Origin of the sequence: Rhodococcus sp. NPDC127593 (assembly GCF_042671975.1) — a bacterium.
Taxonomy (GTDB): Bacteria; Actinomycetota; Actinomycetes; order Mycobacteriales; family Mycobacteriaceae; genus Rhodococcus_F.
This window is the reverse complement of the sequence record NZ_JBHXWI010000006.1, coordinates 116920-132032: the sequence shown is the minus strand read 5'-3', so window position 1 is coordinate 132032 and position 15113 is coordinate 116920. Positions and strand designations below refer to the sequence as shown.

The window sequence follows — 15113 nt, the reverse complement described above, 5'->3', positions numbered from 1 at the left end:
AGGCAGTGGGTTGGCGCTAGCGTCGGCATGTGGCGTCATCAACTCGATCTCCGGACGGGCGTAGGGCCGAGCCCGAACGTATTCCTTCGTCCGGCGGCACCGGTCTGACAGCCGTCGACGAGCCCGATCCCGCCCGTGCGCGCCGGGGGTGCGTGCTCGCGGTCGTCCTGGGTCTCGTCGGGGGCCTGGGGGTGGCTTCGGCGCCCGTTTTGCACGCCGTCCGTTCGGTCGACGGGGCGTCGGCGCCGTCCGCAATCGGCGCAGCCGCGCTGTGGGCTGCCGTCTTCGCCGTCGCGGCACCCGTGCTCGCCGTTCCCGCGGTTCTCGCGCGCCGCACCGCTGTGGCCGGGGCGCTGCTGGCCGGTGCCGGTGCGGTGTCCGTCGGCACCGCCGTGCTCGACACCCAGCTGTGGACGGACGCCATCGACGCCAACCGACTCGAATTGTTCAGGCCCGAGACGGCGGCCGAGCTCGCCGCCGGGTCCGGCGCATACGCCGCCCTCGCCGGGCACGTGCTGATCGCCTTCGCGGGCCTCCTCGGCATGGTCGCGGTCCATCGGGAGTCTCTGACGGACGGTTACGGCGACGCACGCAGCTCCGAACAGGTCGGACGGGCGACGGGCGCCCGTATCGGGTTCCTGCCGTCCGCGGTCGCGGTGGTCGCCGCCGTCGTGCTCGTCGGCGCGCTGTTCGCTCCCGCCTTCGTGTCCGAGGATCCGGTCATCCTCGTCCCGACGGTCGTGGAGTCGGATCTCGCCGCGTCCGCAGGTGCCGGGCTGCTGGCGGCGGCCGTTCTGATCGTGGTCGCCTCCGCACTGGCGTCCATTTCGCCACCCGTGGCGTCCGGTGCGCTCGTCGGGGCCGGTCTGGCCGCGCTCGGCGTTGTCGGGACGCGCCTGGTGGCCGGACTCGCCGCGGGCGAACGGATCCAGCCCGGGCTCGGCGCGGTGTGGGGGACCGTCGGCGCCGGTGTCCTCGTCCTCGTGGGCGTCTGCATCCCGATGGTCGACCGGGCTCGCGACGGCAGGATCCTGAAGACCCTCGCCGCCCCCTCGTCGACCGCGTCGGCGCAGGGCGGCCCGGCGAAGAAGGGCGCCGTCACCCCGTCCGCGAAGGGCGTCGCCAAGGCTGCGCTGCGAGCCGAGGCCGCCGCGGCCCGCGCCCGGATCGCCCGCTGGCACGTCGCCGCCGGGACCACCGGGATCGTCACCGCCGTGCTGGCCGCCGCCGGTGCCCTGCTCCCCGTCCTGGACATTCCGGCCGACGCCGTGCGCCCCGACATCTATGCCACCCGGGTCGTGCTCGTCGCCGCCCTCGTGCTCGTCGTCGGCTGCGTCTGGCTGCTGCTGTCGGAATTCGCCTCCACCGTCCGACCCGCGGTCGGAGTGCTGTGGGTGACGATCCCGTTCTCCGTCGCCTCGGTGTCGCAGTCCGTCGTACTCGCCACCGACGTCCCCGGAATCGGCTTCGGAATCGGTGCCGCGCTGCTGTGGTGTGCGGCCGTCACCGCCGGCGTCACCGGCGTGCTGACGTGGTTCGCCGGTTCGGCGGAACGCGAGGAGATCGACACGTCCGAGGAGTCGTCCACCTCGATCGCGGTCCTCGCGGTCGGTGGCCTCGGCGCGGTCGCCGCGTTCGTCGGACTGGGACTGCCGCTCTTCCACGGGACCGACGCACGCGGCGACGACTACGCGCCCGCGTCGTTCGCGGAGTTCCCGTGGAACCTCGACGTGTGGGGGCGCGTCCTGCTGGGCGTCGCGGTGGTCCTGGCAGTGATCGTCGCCTCACGTGCCCGGCCGGCCCGGGCGGTGGCTCTCCTGCTCGGTTCGGCCGTTGCCGTGGGGGTATACCTGCTGTCGTGGCCGCTCACCGCGGCCCGGGTGACCGACCCCGCAATGGGGGCCGGTGTCGTCCCGACAACGGTGGGCATAGTGTTGATTGCGGCTGCCGCGGCCCTCACGACACGCAGCAGAAATCGCTGAGGTCCGCCCCGTCGACAGCGGTGAGGCCCGCCTCAGTGCTTCTGGTGAGGCTCGCCTCAGTACGTGACATCGCGTGATGTGGACCACATAGCAGACACGCGGGCGCAGACCGGGCCCGGCAACTGGTTAAAGTCCAAAACAGACCCGCTCCTACCCCTCGAGCGGGTGTCAACGCAGACGAGACGGTGAGCAGATGGATCTCTTCGAATACCAGGCGAAGGAACTCTTCGCCAAGCACGAGGTGCCGACTTCGGCTGGGCGTGTTACCGACACGGTCGCCGGCGCACGCGAGATTGCCGAAGAAATCGGTAAGCCCGTGATGGTCAAGGCGCAGGTCAAGGTCGGAGGCCGCGGCAAGGCCGGTGGCGTCAAGTACTCCGCCGACGTCGACGCCGCACAGGCCAACGCCGAGGCGATCCTGGGCCTCGACATCAAGGGTCATGTCGTCAAGAAGCTGCTGGTCGCAGAGGCAAGTGACATCGCCGAGGAGTACTACATCTCCTTCCTGCTCGACCGCACCAACCGCACCTACCTGGCCATGTGCTCGGTCGAGGGTGGCGTCGAGATCGAGGTCACCGCCGAGGAGAACCCCGACGCTCTCGCGAAGATCCCCGTGGACGCCGTCAAGGGCGTCGACCTCGCGTTCGCGCGCAGCATCGCCGAGGCAGGAAAGCTGCCCGCCGTGGTGCTCGACGCAGCGGCCGTGACGATCCAGAAGCTGTGGGACGTCTTCATCAAGGAAGACGCTCTCCTCGTCGAGGTCAACCCGCTCGTCCGCACGCCGGACGACCAGATCCTCGCGCTCGACGGCAAGGTCACGCTCGACGAGAACGCTGCGTTCCGTCAGCCCGGTCACGAGGCGTTCGAGGACAAGGACGCCACGGACCCGCTCGAGCTCAAGGCCAAGGAAAACGACCTCAACTACGTCAAGCTCGACGGTGAGGTCGGCATCATCGGTAACGGCGCCGGACTGGTCATGTCGACCCTGGACGTCGTCGCCTACGCAGGTGAGAAGCACGGTGGCGTGAAGCCGGCCAACTTCCTCGACATCGGTGGCGGCGCCTCCGCAGAGGTCATGGCGAACGGCCTGGACGTCATCCTGAACGACGCGCAGGTCAAGAGCGTGTTCGTGAACGTTTTCGGTGGCATCACCGCGTGTGACGCGGTCGCCAACGGCATCGTCGGCGCCCTGAAGACGCTGGGTGACGAGGCCAACAAGCCGCTGGTCGTCCGCCTGGACGGCAACAACGTCGAAGAGGGTCGTCGTATCCTCGCCGAGGCCGCCCACCCGCTGGTCACGGTCGTCGGAACCATGGACGAGGCTGCCGACAAGGCTGCCGAGCTGGCCTTCGCCGCAAAGTAAAGGGACTCAAAAAACATGGCTATCTTCCTGACCAAGGACTCCAAGGTCATCGTCCAGGGCATCACCGGCGGCGAGGGCACCAAGCACACCGCGCTGATGCTCAAGGCCGGCACCCAGGTCGTCGGCGGTGTCAACGCCCGTAAGGCCGGCACCACCGTCACCCACGACGGCGGCGTCGAGCTGCCCGTCTTCGGCACCGTCGCCGAGGCCATCGAGAAGACCGGCGCGGACGTCTCCATCGCGTTCGTTCCCCCGGCCTTCGCCAAGGACGCCATCGTCGAGGCCATCGACGCGGAGATCCCGCTGCTCGTGGTCATCACCGAGGGCATCCCGGTGCAGGACTCGGCGTACGCATGGGCGTACAACGTCTCCAAGGGCAACAAGACCCGCATCATCGGACCCAACTGCCCCGGCATCATCACCCCCGGCGAGTCGCTGGTCGGCATCACCCCCGCCAACATCGCAGGCACCGGCCCGATCGGCCTCGTGTCCAAGTCCGGCACGCTGACCTACCAGATGATGTTCGAGCTGCGTGACTTCGGCTTCTCCACCGCCATCGGCATCGGCGGCGACCCGGTCATCGGCACCACCCACATCGACGCCATCGAGGCGTTCGAGAAGGACCCCGAGACCAAGGTCATCGTGATGATCGGTGAGATCGGTGGCGACGCCGAGGAGCGTGCCGCCGACTACATCAAGGCGAACGTCACCAAGCCGGTCGTCGGCTACGTCGCGGGCTTCACCGCTCCCGAGGGCAAGACCATGGGCCATGCAGGCGCCATCGTCTCCGGTTCCTCGGGCACCGCGCAGGCCAAGAAGGACGCCCTCGAGGCTGCCGGCGTGAAGGTCGGCAAGACGCCGTCCGAGACCGCTGCGCTCGCTCGCGAGATCCTGCAGAGCCTGACCGTCCAGGCCTAGGCCCTTCGGGCCCGTGCGCCTTTTTGGTAGCTCCCGCGACCAGAAAGGCGCACGGGCCGTTCAGGCATCGACCCACATCTCCCCGGCCGGATCGAGTGTCCCCGTCCCCGACGTGACGGCAGCGACCAGATCGGCCAGCTCCGCCGAGTCCTTCGCCGCGAGGGTGAGGACCGCGGATTCCCCGTACGTGGTGTCCACCACGACGACGCCCCGCCCACGCAGCTCCGACTCGACGCGTCCCGCCTCGGCGTGGCCGACGGCGAGGGTGTGCAGGTGGCGAAGTTCCCTTCGCACGAGCGGTGCGGCATCGACCGCTGTGGCCACCGCGCCGGAGTAGGCGCGCACCAGTCCGCCCGCCCCCAGCTTGATTCCCCCGAAGTACCGTGTCACGACCACCGTGACGTCGACGAGATCACGGGCCTTGAGTACCTGCAGCATCGGAATGCCCGCGGTGCCACCGGGTTCGCCGTCGTCGCTCGCACGCTCGACCCGGTCACTGGGCCCGTTTCCGATGATGTACGCCGAACAGTGATGTCGCGCATCGGGATACGCGCGCCGCTGATCCTGGACGAAAGCCTGCGCCGCCTCGGCGTCCTCTACGCGCCGCAGGGCGGCGATGAAACGTGAGTGCTTCACCTCCGTCTCGAGGGTGAGATCGGCGGTGCGGGGAGCGAGGGTGTACGGCACCGAACCATTGTCTCCTGCGCTGTTCCCGGCGCTGCGGGCCGCGACTGAGCGCAGTGACCGACGGGTATACGTAGGCTAGCGTCGGAAGAGCGCACGCAGACGACCACTTGTCGACTAGGAGAAGTCATGACGTTCACGCCCGGAGGACCGAGTTACGGTCCGCCCGCGCAACCGACTGCAGGGGGAGAATCGAAAGGCCTGGGCTTCTTCCTTCTGATCGGTGTCGCAGTTCTCGGTGTCCTCAACCTACTGCTCGGATTTGCCCCCTACGCCACCTTGGCGCGAGAGTCCGTGAACTCGTTCGAAGCGAACACGGACGGGCTCGGACTCCTGTTCCTCGGTGGTCTGCTCGCGGCGGCGTCCCTCCTTCCGAAGCAGTCCTATGCGGGCGCGGCAGCGGCGGCGTCCGTCGCGGGCTGGGTTGTCGCGTTGCTCGTATTCCTCAACGTCGACGCGGATTCCGGTTGGGGCGCAATCCTGATCCTCGTTCTCGGATTCATCCAGTCGGCCGTGGCCGTCGCGGCGGCGCTGTTCGACATCGGCCTTCTGAAGCAGCCGGCGCCCAAGCCGGCCGCAGCCGCCGGCTTCGGTCAGCCCGGTCAGGCGCCGCAGGGTTACGGCCAGGGCGCCCCGCAGGGCTACGGGCAGGGCCCGCAGCAGTCGTACGGACAGCCGCCGCAGGGCTACGGCCAGAGTGCCCCGCAGGGTTACGGGCAGCAGAGCCAGTCGCAGCCCGGCTACGGGCAGCAGAACCAGCCGGGCTACGGCCAGCAGGGGTACGGCCAGCAAGGTCAGCCCTCGCAGAGCCAGCCCGGCTACGGCCAGGGCTACGGACAGCCGCAGCAGCCGGGTTACGGAGCAACCGGGGGTGCCGGGTCCGCGTCGTACGACGCCCCGACCACCGCCTACCAGCAGCCGCAGTACCAGGGGTACTCGCAGCCGTCGAGCCCGTCGCAGTCCACCGGAACGCCCAGCTCGCAGTACCCGGCCGGGACCAGTTACGGTTCCGCGCAGCACGCGGCGCCTGCGTACGGCTCGCAGTCCGAGTCGTCGCCGGTGGAGCGCACGCTGGAATACGGCGAGCAGCCTCCCACCGAGGCGAAGCCGGACGAATCGGCCGAGAAGCCCGAATCGGAGGGCTACAGCGCGCCGACCCAGGCGTTCGACACGCGCGCCGACAGGGACGACAAGTAGCGGCCCAACCAGCAGGTGGCCTCTGACCGAACGTGGTCGGAGGCCACTTCTGTGCGGCGCGCCTGACCGCTGTCGCGGCGTCGGAGTGCCACTCTCGAGGGGATGAGTTCTTTGGTTGATCGTGCGCAGCGTGTCGCACAGGGTGCACGACGGCGCGCCGTCGGTGATGACGAGCGGCCAGTCCCGCGACAGCGACCCGTGCCCGACGCCGACGAGATGCGGGCGCTGCTCGCGGTCGCGTTCCGGCCCGCGGGCGTCACCGTCGTCCTGTTGTCCGCACTCATCGTCGTCACTCTTGTGGCCGCGAACAGCGACCTCACGGGAACGTTCGGTGCCATCGCGGCGTCGTGGCTGGCGATTCACCAGGTGCCGTTGACGGTCGACGGCACGGCACTCGGTGTCCTCCCGTTGATCCCGACAGCGGGGATGGTGTGGGTCGTCGCCCGCGGATGCGCTGCGGTGGTGCACCCGGCGTCCTCGCGGCGGCACGCTCTGCAGGTGATCGGCGCCGCGGGGGCCGGACCGCTGGTCGTGACGGCCATCAGCCTCGCCGTCATCGCGGACGCGTCGGCGGTCATCCCGCTGTCCTCCCCGAACGCGCTCGCCGCGTTCGGGTGGGTGTTGTTCGTGCACCTGCTCGCGTCGGCGATCGGTGTGACGGTCGCGATGTGGCCGACGCTCGGTGCGCAGGTTCCGTCGTGGGTCCGGGACGCGGTGCGGCCGGGCCTGCGCGCGATGACGGCGATTCTCGGTGCCGGCGCGGTCATGGTCACGATCTCGCTGCTGATGGAGTGGTCGACGGTCGGCTCGCTGCTCGAACGCGGCGACGGCGTCGTCGGAATGCTCGGACTGACGATCCTGTCGGTGCTGTACCTGCCGAACATCGTGGTGGGTGCCGCGGCCGCGGTCATGGGAGGGACCGCGCAGATCGGGGACGTCTCGGTCAGCGTGTTCGGGAACGTCGGTGGTTCGCTGCCGCCGTTGCCGCTGCTCGGCGCCGTTCCCGACGGGGTGTCGGGTGGCGCGTGGCCTGCGCTGCTGGTGATTCCGCTGCTGATCGGTGTGATGCTCGGACGCGACTGCGGGCGCCAGGTCGCCGGGCAGGAAGCGCTGTTCACCGTGCTGACCGCCGCTGCGAGTGTGGGCGTGGTGACGGCGGTACTCGGCCTCGTGTCCGGCGGCAGGCTCGGCGCATTCGGCACGGTCGAGCTGAACTGGTGGGCGTTCGGGCTGCTCACGTTCGCGTGGCTCGGACTCGCGGGTGCGGTGACGGCAGTGGTCGTGGCCTGGCATCGGAGCCGGGGCGCCGTGGACGAGGACGAAGCGGACACCGAGGACGAGGAGCCGCACCTTCCCGGCGCGGAGGAGGTTCCCGCGATCGCCGCCCCGATCACCGAGGAGCGGGTGATCCCTGAAGACGTCCCGCCGAGTCGTGTGATCGAAGCCGAACTCGTCGACGACACCGAAGCGCCGGCAGCGCCGGTTGCACCGCAGGACACCGACGCCGAGGCCGAGGTCGTGGTGGACGCCGAGGTCGAGGAAGACGCGGCGACGGAGGAACCCGACGGGTCCGGAGACGCCGGCGAGGCCCCGGAAGCCGACCTGCCCCGAGGGCCCGCAACCCCCAGCGACTAGGCTCTTGGTCGGTCGACGATGCGACCGCCCCCATTTTCGCCCGTCTTTCGATTCATCCGGCCTTTCGATTGTTCAGGAGTAGAGCGCTGACTTCCTCGCGTGACCACCTGGGGCCCACGACCGCTTCGCCGGTGGCGTCCGCGCCGGCGCGGATTGTTGTACTCGCCTCCGGTGCGGGAACCCTCCTGAGATCGCTGATCGAAGCAACACACACGGACGGGTATCCCGCCGCGATCGTCGCCGTCGGCGTCGACCGCGACTGCGACGCCACCCGGCACGCCGAATCCGCGGGCATCACCCACTTCCGGATCGGACTCCGTGACTACGCCGATCGGTCCGCCTGGGATGTCGCGCTGACCGAGGCCGTCGCGTCGCACCAGCCGTCGCTCGTCGTGTCGGCGGGTTTCATGAAGATCCTCGGTCCCGCCTTCCTGGAGCGCTTCGGCGGTCGCATCATCAACACGCATCCCGCGTTGCTGCCCGCATTCCCCGGCGCGCACGCGGTCCCGGATGCCCTGGCCTACGGCGTGAAGGTGTCGGGATCGACCGTCCACCTCGTGGACGCGGGTGTCGACACCGGCCCGATCCTGGCGCAGGAACCCGTGCCGGTGCTCGACGGCGACGACGAGTCGACCCTGCACGAGCGCATCAAGACTGTGGAGCGACGGTTGTTGGCGGACGTCATCGCCGCTGTCGCCACCCGTGGAGTTGTTTCCGATGGACGAAAGGCCGTGATCCCCAGTGAGTGAACGCAAGGCAGTACGCCGAGCGCTCGTCAGCGTCTACGACAAGACCGGTCTGGTCGAACTGGCTACGGGCCTGCACAAGGCAGGCGTCGAGCTGGTGTCGACAGGATCGACTGCAGCGAAGATCGCCGACGCCGGCATCCCGGTCACCCCCGTCGAGGCGCTGACGGGGTTCCCCGAATGCCTCGAAGGCCGGGTCAAGACGCTGCATCCGCGGGTGCACGCGGGCGTCCTCGCGGACACCCGGAAGCCGGAGCACCTCGCGCAGCTCGAGGAACTCGGCATCGAGGCGTTCCAGCTGGTGGTCGTGAACCTGTATCCGTTCACGCAGACCGTCGCATCGGGTGCGACCCCCGACGAGTGCGTCGAGCAGATCGACATCGGCGGGCCGTCCATGGTGCGTGCCGCCGCGAAGAACCACCCCTCGGTCGCGGTCGTGGTGGATCCCGCCCGCTACGACGACGTGCTCACCGCGGTCGCCGACGGCGGGTTCACGCTGCCCGAGCGCACCGCGCTCGCCGCACAGGCGTTTCAGCACACCGCGTCGTACGACGTCGCCGTCGCCAGCTGGATGACGTCCGTGCTGGTCGAACCGGGTGACTCGCAGTTCCCCGAGTGGGCAGGCGCCACCTGGGACCGCTCGGCAGTGCTGCGGTACGGCGAGAACCCGCACCAGGCCGCGGCCCTCTACGTGAACCCCGCCGCTCCTGCCGGTCTGGCCCAGGCGGAGCAGCTGCACGGCAAGGAAATGTCGTACAACAACTACACCGACGGCGACGCGGCCTGGCGTGCGGCGTTCGACTTCAGCGAGCCGGCCGTCGCGATCATCAAGCACGCGAACCCGTGTGGCATCGCGGTCGGAGCCGACATCGCCGAGGCGCACCGCAAGGCGCACGCCTGCGACCCGGTCAGCGCATACGGCGGAGTCATCGCCGCGAACCGCGAGATCACCGTCGAGATGGCGGAGCAGGTCGCCGAGATCTTCACCGAGGTGATCATCGCACCGTCCTACGCGGACGGTGCGCTCGGAGTTCTGCAGCGCAAGAAGAACATCCGCGTCCTCCTTGCTCAGGCGCCCACCGCGACGGGAATCGAACTGCGTCCCGTGTCCGGTGGAGCGCTCCTCCAGGAGCGCGACGTGCTCGACGCCGGGGGCGACGACCCGGCCAACTGGACGCTGGCCGTCGGCGACGCCGCCGACGAACAGACGCTGAAGGATCTCGAGTTCGCGTGGCGCGCGTGCCGTTCGGTGAAATCCAACGCGATCCTGCTCGCTTCCGACGGTGCGTCGGTCGGCGTCGGCATGGGCCAGGTCAACCGCGTCGACTCCGCGCACCTCGCGGTGCAGCGGGCCGGTGACCGGGTGGTCGGGTCGGTGGGCGCGTCGGACGCGTTCTTCCCGTTCCCCGACGGACTGCAGGTGCTCGCGAACGCCGGCGTCAAGGCAGTCGTACAGCCGGGTGGTTCCGTCCGCGACAACGAGGTCATCGATGCGGCCAAGGAAGCCGGCATCACCATGTACCTGACGGGCGCGCGGCACTTCGCGCACTAGCCTTCGGCAACTCTCGAACGGGTCTCGGCATCATGCCGGGGCCCGTTCTGCGTCGTCAGGCGGCTGCGGCCCCGTGCGCCCGGCCCGTGCCCTGGAGTTCGCGAGGCGAACCGGTGATGACAACGCGGGCTGCGCCGCGGCTGCGGACCTCGCTGATCAGCTCACCCAGGCCCGCTTCGTGGGCTGCATCGCAGTGCGACAGGTCGAGGGTGACGGCGTAACCGGTGAGGTCGTCCGGCAAACCGAGATAGGGGGGAGAGGTGGACAGTTGGTTGATGCGAAGTTTCATGGGGTGCTCCTGAAAGTGAAAGGTAAAAGAAAAGGCACCCGAGGGGTTTGCCCTGGGTGCCCGAGAATGACTTGGTTGAGTCTCAACATTCTCGGGGTGGGCCGAACTTGGTGATGTGCTTGTCGGCGGAGCAGCGACGCCATGCGGATACGGACGCGAAGAGCGCGTGAAGCTGCATCATGGCCGTGCCTTCCTGCGTGTCGTTGCTGGTTGGTAGATGACCGTACATCACCGGTTGAGGGTTTGCACTTCCATTATCCAGCCGCTGCGCAGAAATGCAGGGATGTACTCGATGTTCACCTACAGTTCTGCGCAGTGACGCTTCTGTGGATGGCGATATGCGTTGTCCACAGACTCGGAATTTGCGACCGCGATCGAGTGCCGGACTGTCAGGGTTCGACGATGGGGGAATTCCAGCAGCCGTTCCGGGGTTCGGAAGCGCTACGAACCGGGCGGCTCACCCGCCACGGGTTACGCACTTTCCGGCGTTTGCACCGGGACGTGTATGTGCCCAGAAGCGTCGAGGTGACAGCGCTCTCACGCGCACGCGCCGCCTGGTTGTGGGCCGACGGTGAAGCGGTACTCGCGGGCTTCTCCGCCGCCGCCGTGCACGGAACCCGATGGATCGGAGGGGGCGAGTCGGCGACGCTCATCAGACGAGGCAGCCGACGATCCGTCGACGGCATCGAGGTGCGCGCGGATACCCTCCTGCCGGACGAAGTGTGTCTTGTGGACGAGATGCTGTTCACCACTCCGGCGCGGACCGCCTTCGATCTGGGCAGATGGCTGCCCGTCGATCGCGCCGTCGAGGTACTCGACGCCCTGTGCCACGACACCGGACTGCGCCCGGCGGAAATTTCCGCGGTGGCAGGCCGGCATCGGGGCGAACGTGGTCTCGCGTCGCTGCGTGAAGTCGTGTGGCTCGTCGATCCCGGTGCCGAGTCCCCACCGGAGACGCGGCCTCGTCCTGATCCGCGGAGGGTTGCCCGCACCGGAGACTCAGATACCGATCGAGGATCGCCGCGGTCGTGTCTTCGCCCGTGCGGACCTGGGCTGGACAAGGTGGAAGGTGCTCGTCGAGTACGACGGCGAACATCACTGGTCGGACGAACGTCAGCGCACGTGGGACATCGAGCGGACGGAACGGCTCGCCGAACTCGGGTGGGCGGTGGTGCGGGTGAATGCGGAACAGCTGCGTCGGCGGCCGCAGGTGATCGGCGCGCGAGTTCGGGACCGATTGCGGCAGGCAGGAGCCCCGGTGTGAATGCGCAGAAACGCAGGCCTCCACTCGGTGTTTGCCTACGGAAGTGCCCATTCGAATCTCACCACTTTGGTCACAGGTTGCTTTCGATCCGGCGTCGAGCAGCCCGTACGCACGGTGCAGCTGATTCACTCGGGGCTGATGTGACTCGAGTGGCACCTGTGGAAGGAGAGTGGCGCCCGGACTGCGACGGTGCGCCCATCCCCGTTATGAACCGATTTGCGATCAAGGCCGGCCTCGGCGCCTGCGTCCTGGGTGCGTCCGTGCTCATCCCTGCTCAGGTTTCGGCGGAACCCGCGGCGACGGCGACCGGCACCGAGCTGTCCGGGATGACGGTGTTCCTCGACCCCGGGCATCAGGGTTCCAGCGAGGGCCACGACCTCGCACAGCAGGTAAACGACGGCCGGGGCAACACCAAGGACTGCCAGACGAGCGGCATGACGTCGCTCGGCGGGGTGCCCGAGCACACCATCAACTGGAATGTGTCCCAGCTGGTGAAGAGCAGCCTCGAGAGTCTCGGCGCGAAGGTCGTCCTGAGTCGTCAGGACGACACCGGCTGGGGCGGATGCGTCGACGAAAGAGCGCGTGCGGCAAGCGAATCGAATGCCGACGTGGCGGTGAGCATTCACGCGGACTCGACGGCGCAGGGCGAGGACGCGAGCAAGCACGGGTTCCACATGATCATCCCGTCGCTGCCCATCCCCGACGAAAAGGCCGATGCGGCACAGTCCGGCGGCGGGCTCGAGGCGTCGAAGATGATGCGCGACGCCTACAAGTCCGACGGCTTCGTTCCCGCCAACTACGCCGGCGTGAACGACGGCCTCCAGACCCGCGCCGATGTCGCCGGACCTGCGCTGACTCAGGTGCCGCTGGTGTTCGTCGAGATGGGCAACGGTTCCAACAAGGAAGACTCCGCCCAGCTGGAGGGCACCGACGGCCAGTTGAAGCACGCGATCACCATCACGACCGGCATCGTCACATACCTGCTGACGGGGTCGCAGTCGGCGCCCGCCGAGGAGCTGGCCGCGGCGCCGGCGGCGACCACGGCACCAGAGGCGAGTGAGGATAGCGCGTCGTCGACCACCACCACGACCCCGAAGGCGACCACCCCCAAGGCGGCACCGAAGTCGACGGCACCCGATTCGGCGCAGTTCTCCGAGTTGATGGAGATGCTCGCGCCGCTGCTCGAGGTCGAGGGACTCGACGGGCTTCAGGACCTCGTCAACGACAAGAACCTGGGACTCGTGTCCGATCTGGCGAGCACGCTGATGGCCGTGATCACCGGAGCGGGCGGGAACTGATCACAGTGCCGCGATCCACCTGCTGAACGGTTCGGTGAACTCCGCCGAGTAGGGGAGCGGTTCCACGTAATCCGGTCCGGTGGACGGGCGGTCGCCGACGTCCTTGAGGACGTGATTGGCGTTCGTCATCCGCACCGGCGTCAGCTCGGTGTGCGCGAGGGCGTCGTTCAGGCCGTCGACGTCGGCGAGCTGCACCTGAATGTCCTTGGCGGAGCAGCTGGTGAGGACAGGGAAGCCTGCGGGCAACCGGCCGGCCAGTGCGCGCGGGTCGAGAGCGTCCTCCTCCGCGAGCGCTTTCGCGTTGGCATGGACGAGCCCGGCGTTCTGCAGGGGTTCCGGAAGGTCGTCGGGGATCGTGCCCGACGTGCGGAGCGATTCGACGGTGTCCGCGAGTGCGAGCCGGAGTTCGTCGGCCAATTCCACCGGCAGCTGGCCGGTGCCGACGACGGCGTCGAGCTGGCCGTGGATCTGCGTGGTGAGCAGATCGAGGAGCCGGACACTCAGCGGTTCGAGCAGTCCGACGGCGCGCACGCGCGACTCTGTTTCCGCGGTGGCGAGTGCGAGGGCGACGAGTCCGCCGTCGCTGTGACCGATGACGATCAGCTTCGACGGGTCGACCCCGGGTTGGGCGGCCAGGAAGTCGAGGCCCGCGGATGCGGCGTCGACGAACGTGGTGAATCCGAGACCCCCGACCTCTTCCACCTCGTACGGGCCGAGAGCGGTTTCGCCGCTGCCGATCTTGTCGTAGCGCAGGCTGGGGATGCCGTGCTGTTCGAGCACGTCGGCGAGGTGGCGGAGCGTTCCGATGTCACCGGGGAGCAGGGCGCTGTCGCCGTTGCGATCGGTGGGACCGCTGCCGGCGAGCAGCAGCGCGGCCGCCGCCGACCCATTCGCGTGGTCGGGAGTGCGCAGGCTGCCGTGGTACGTGACGGCACCGCTGTCGAACGTGATCTCGGTGTCAGGCATGGGGACTGTCTACCAGTTCACGTCGCGCGCAGTCGCCGCACCCGTTGCACCCCGCGCCACGCGAACCACAACAGGAACGCGAGCAGTGGAATGACGAGCAGCGGAAGCAGCAGGGCGATCAGGGATGTGACGAACGAGACGACGTCCTCGATCACCGACACCACGGGATTGGCCAGGCCGCCGGTCGAGGCCGTGCTCACCGCCCGGGTGCCGGTCTGCGCGGTGCTGAACGCCAGAGCCGTGGGCGCGCCGATGACGATTCCGGCGATCGCGGCAGTCGACGGGTCCACGTCCGCGAAGGCCGCCCAGGTCGCGATGACTCCCGCCACGGGACCGGTGACGTTGCCGATCACGGACAGCACGTTGTCGACGAACGGGATGAGATCGGCGGTCAGTTCCACCAGTGTCGCGATCGACAACGCCACCAGCGCCCCGGTCGAACCGAGCCACCGCATGGACTCGTTCAGGGTCACCCCGAGCACCTCGAAGTGCACCGCGGCGCCGAGCATCAGCAACGGCAGGAACGTGCGCAGTCCCGACGCGGCGGCGAGGCCGAGGCCGAGCAGTCCGGGCAGAACCCAGGTCTCCATGCACGGAGTGTAGAAGCTCGGCGATACCGGCAGGCGGCCGTCGCGGCCGAGATCTCAGAGAAGCATCACAGAACTCACACAATCGACGATTAGCGTCTGCATCACCAGTCGTTCCAACGGATTACATCCGAGACGAACCCCCGACCCCAGGAAGGTGCCGCATCATGAACGTCGTACAGCTGACCACCGGTGATTTCGTCGCCGCCATGTTCTCCCTCGACTTCGTCGACGGCGGATTCCGCCGGGAGGCCGTCGAGCGGATTCACCGGGGAGCGATCGACGAGTGGGTGTCTGCGCTCACCGGGTCGGGTCTGTTCTCGAACCGCGCGGTCGCGGACGTCGTCCGGGCATGGCGCGACGATCCGCGAGTCCTGCTCGACTCCCTTCTGGCGGAGGCTGATCCGGTGACGTTCGAGCGCTACCGCTCCGCCTGGGACGAGTTGGACGCCGCGTCCTCGTACGGTGTCGCCGCGTAGGCGGGCAGTCAGGGAATGCCGAAGACGTCGGCGAACGTGGCGAACAGCGCCGGGTCGCCGGTGACGGACACGCTGCCGAGGGCGATGGCGTCCTCCGGGGTGATCTCGCGTGCCGTCATTGCCTTCACCGCCGGTGTCCTCGAGTTCCTTCAG

At 68.6% G+C, this 15113-nt stretch carries 13 protein-coding genes and 1 pseudogene; 10 read left to right on the top strand and 4 right to left on the bottom strand.

Annotated features, from left to right (window positions below):
- Positions 1-29 precede the first annotated feature (29 nt).
- The 3 genes from ACFVJ3_RS07290 (at position 30) to sucD (ending at position 4263) form a co-directional block, all read left to right on the top strand.
- Positions 30-1982: a hypothetical protein gene (locus ACFVJ3_RS07290; RefSeq protein WP_378451426.1), complete on the top strand. Its 1953-nt coding sequence runs from the start codon at positions 30-32 to the stop codon at positions 1980-1982.
- A 193-nt stretch (positions 1983-2175) separates the two neighbouring features.
- Positions 2176-3345, top strand: a complete 1170-nt coding sequence (gene sucC, locus ACFVJ3_RS07285) for an ADP-forming succinate--CoA ligase subunit beta (RefSeq protein WP_378451425.1) — start codon at positions 2176-2178, stop codon at positions 3343-3345.
- A 15-nt stretch (positions 3346-3360) separates the two neighbouring features.
- Positions 3361-4263, top strand: coding sequence for a succinate--CoA ligase subunit alpha (sucD, locus tag ACFVJ3_RS07280; protein WP_005238543.1), 903 nt, complete (start codon positions 3361-3363; stop codon positions 4261-4263).
- A 60-nt stretch (positions 4264-4323) separates the two neighbouring features.
- Here the strand turns inward: sucD and ACFVJ3_RS07275 are convergent, their stop codons facing one another.
- Positions 4324-4950 carry an IMPACT family protein gene (locus tag ACFVJ3_RS07275; protein WP_378451424.1) on the bottom strand — a complete coding sequence of 209 codons (627 nt, stop codon included), beginning with the start codon at positions 4948-4950 and terminating at the stop codon, positions 4324-4326.
- 126 nt (positions 4951-5076) lie between these two features.
- Between ACFVJ3_RS07275 and ACFVJ3_RS07270 the strand changes: the two genes are divergently transcribed.
- From ACFVJ3_RS07270 to purH, 4 genes are all read left to right on the top strand, one after another.
- Positions 5077-6144 carry a DUF5336 domain-containing protein gene (locus ACFVJ3_RS07270; RefSeq protein ID WP_378451423.1) on the top strand — a complete coding sequence of 356 codons (1068 nt, stop codon included), beginning with the start codon at positions 5077-5079 and terminating at the stop codon, positions 6142-6144.
- Between the two features lie 111 nt (positions 6145-6255).
- The gene (locus ACFVJ3_RS07265) at positions 6256-7779 is read left to right on the top strand and encodes a DUF6350 family protein (protein WP_378451528.1); all 1524 of its coding nucleotides are present in this window, start codon (positions 6256-6258) and stop codon (positions 7777-7779) included.
- A 68-nt stretch (positions 7780-7847) separates the two neighbouring features.
- On the top strand, positions 7848-8528 hold the full coding sequence (purN, locus tag ACFVJ3_RS07260) for a phosphoribosylglycinamide formyltransferase (RefSeq protein ID WP_378451422.1): 681 nt from the start codon (positions 7848-7850) through the stop codon (positions 8526-8528).
- On the top strand, positions 8521-10077 hold the full coding sequence (gene purH / locus ACFVJ3_RS07255) for a bifunctional phosphoribosylaminoimidazolecarboxamide formyltransferase/IMP cyclohydrolase (protein ID WP_378451421.1): 1557 nt from the start codon (positions 8521-8523) through the stop codon (positions 10075-10077). The genes purN and purH overlap by 8 nt, the downstream gene beginning before the upstream one ends.
- A 55-nt stretch (positions 10078-10132) precedes the next feature.
- Here purH and ACFVJ3_RS07250 read toward each other — a convergent pair whose 3' ends face one another.
- Positions 10133-10366, bottom strand: coding sequence for a hypothetical protein (locus ACFVJ3_RS07250; RefSeq protein ID WP_378451420.1), 234 nt, complete (start codon positions 10364-10366; stop codon positions 10133-10135).
- A gap of 402 nt (positions 10367-10768) precedes the next feature.
- Between ACFVJ3_RS07250 and ACFVJ3_RS07245 the strand changes: the two are divergent.
- Positions 10769-11630: pseudogene (locus ACFVJ3_RS07245) on the top strand (DUF559 domain-containing protein).
- Between the two features lie 206 nt (positions 11631-11836).
- Complete coding sequence (locus ACFVJ3_RS07240; protein ID WP_378451419.1) at positions 11837-12928, top strand: N-acetylmuramoyl-L-alanine amidase; 1092 nt, start codon at positions 11837-11839, stop codon at positions 12926-12928.
- On the opposite strand, the gene ACFVJ3_RS07235 is transcribed toward ACFVJ3_RS07240, so the two are convergent.
- Positions 12929-13894: an alpha/beta hydrolase gene (locus ACFVJ3_RS07235; RefSeq protein WP_378451418.1), complete on the bottom strand. Its 966-nt coding sequence runs from the start codon at positions 13892-13894 to the stop codon at positions 12929-12931.
- Between the two features lie 17 nt (positions 13895-13911).
- Entirely contained in the window at positions 13912-14484 is a 573-nt protein-coding gene (locus ACFVJ3_RS07230; RefSeq protein WP_378451417.1) for a DUF4126 domain-containing protein, read from the bottom strand.
- 164 nt (positions 14485-14648) lie between these two features.
- Here ACFVJ3_RS07230 and ACFVJ3_RS07225 point away from each other — a divergent pair, with 164 nt between their 5' ends.
- Positions 14649-14960, top strand: coding sequence for a hypothetical protein (locus tag ACFVJ3_RS07225; RefSeq protein ID WP_378451416.1), 312 nt, complete (start codon positions 14649-14651; stop codon positions 14958-14960).
- Positions 14961-15113: the final 153 nt, after the last annotated feature.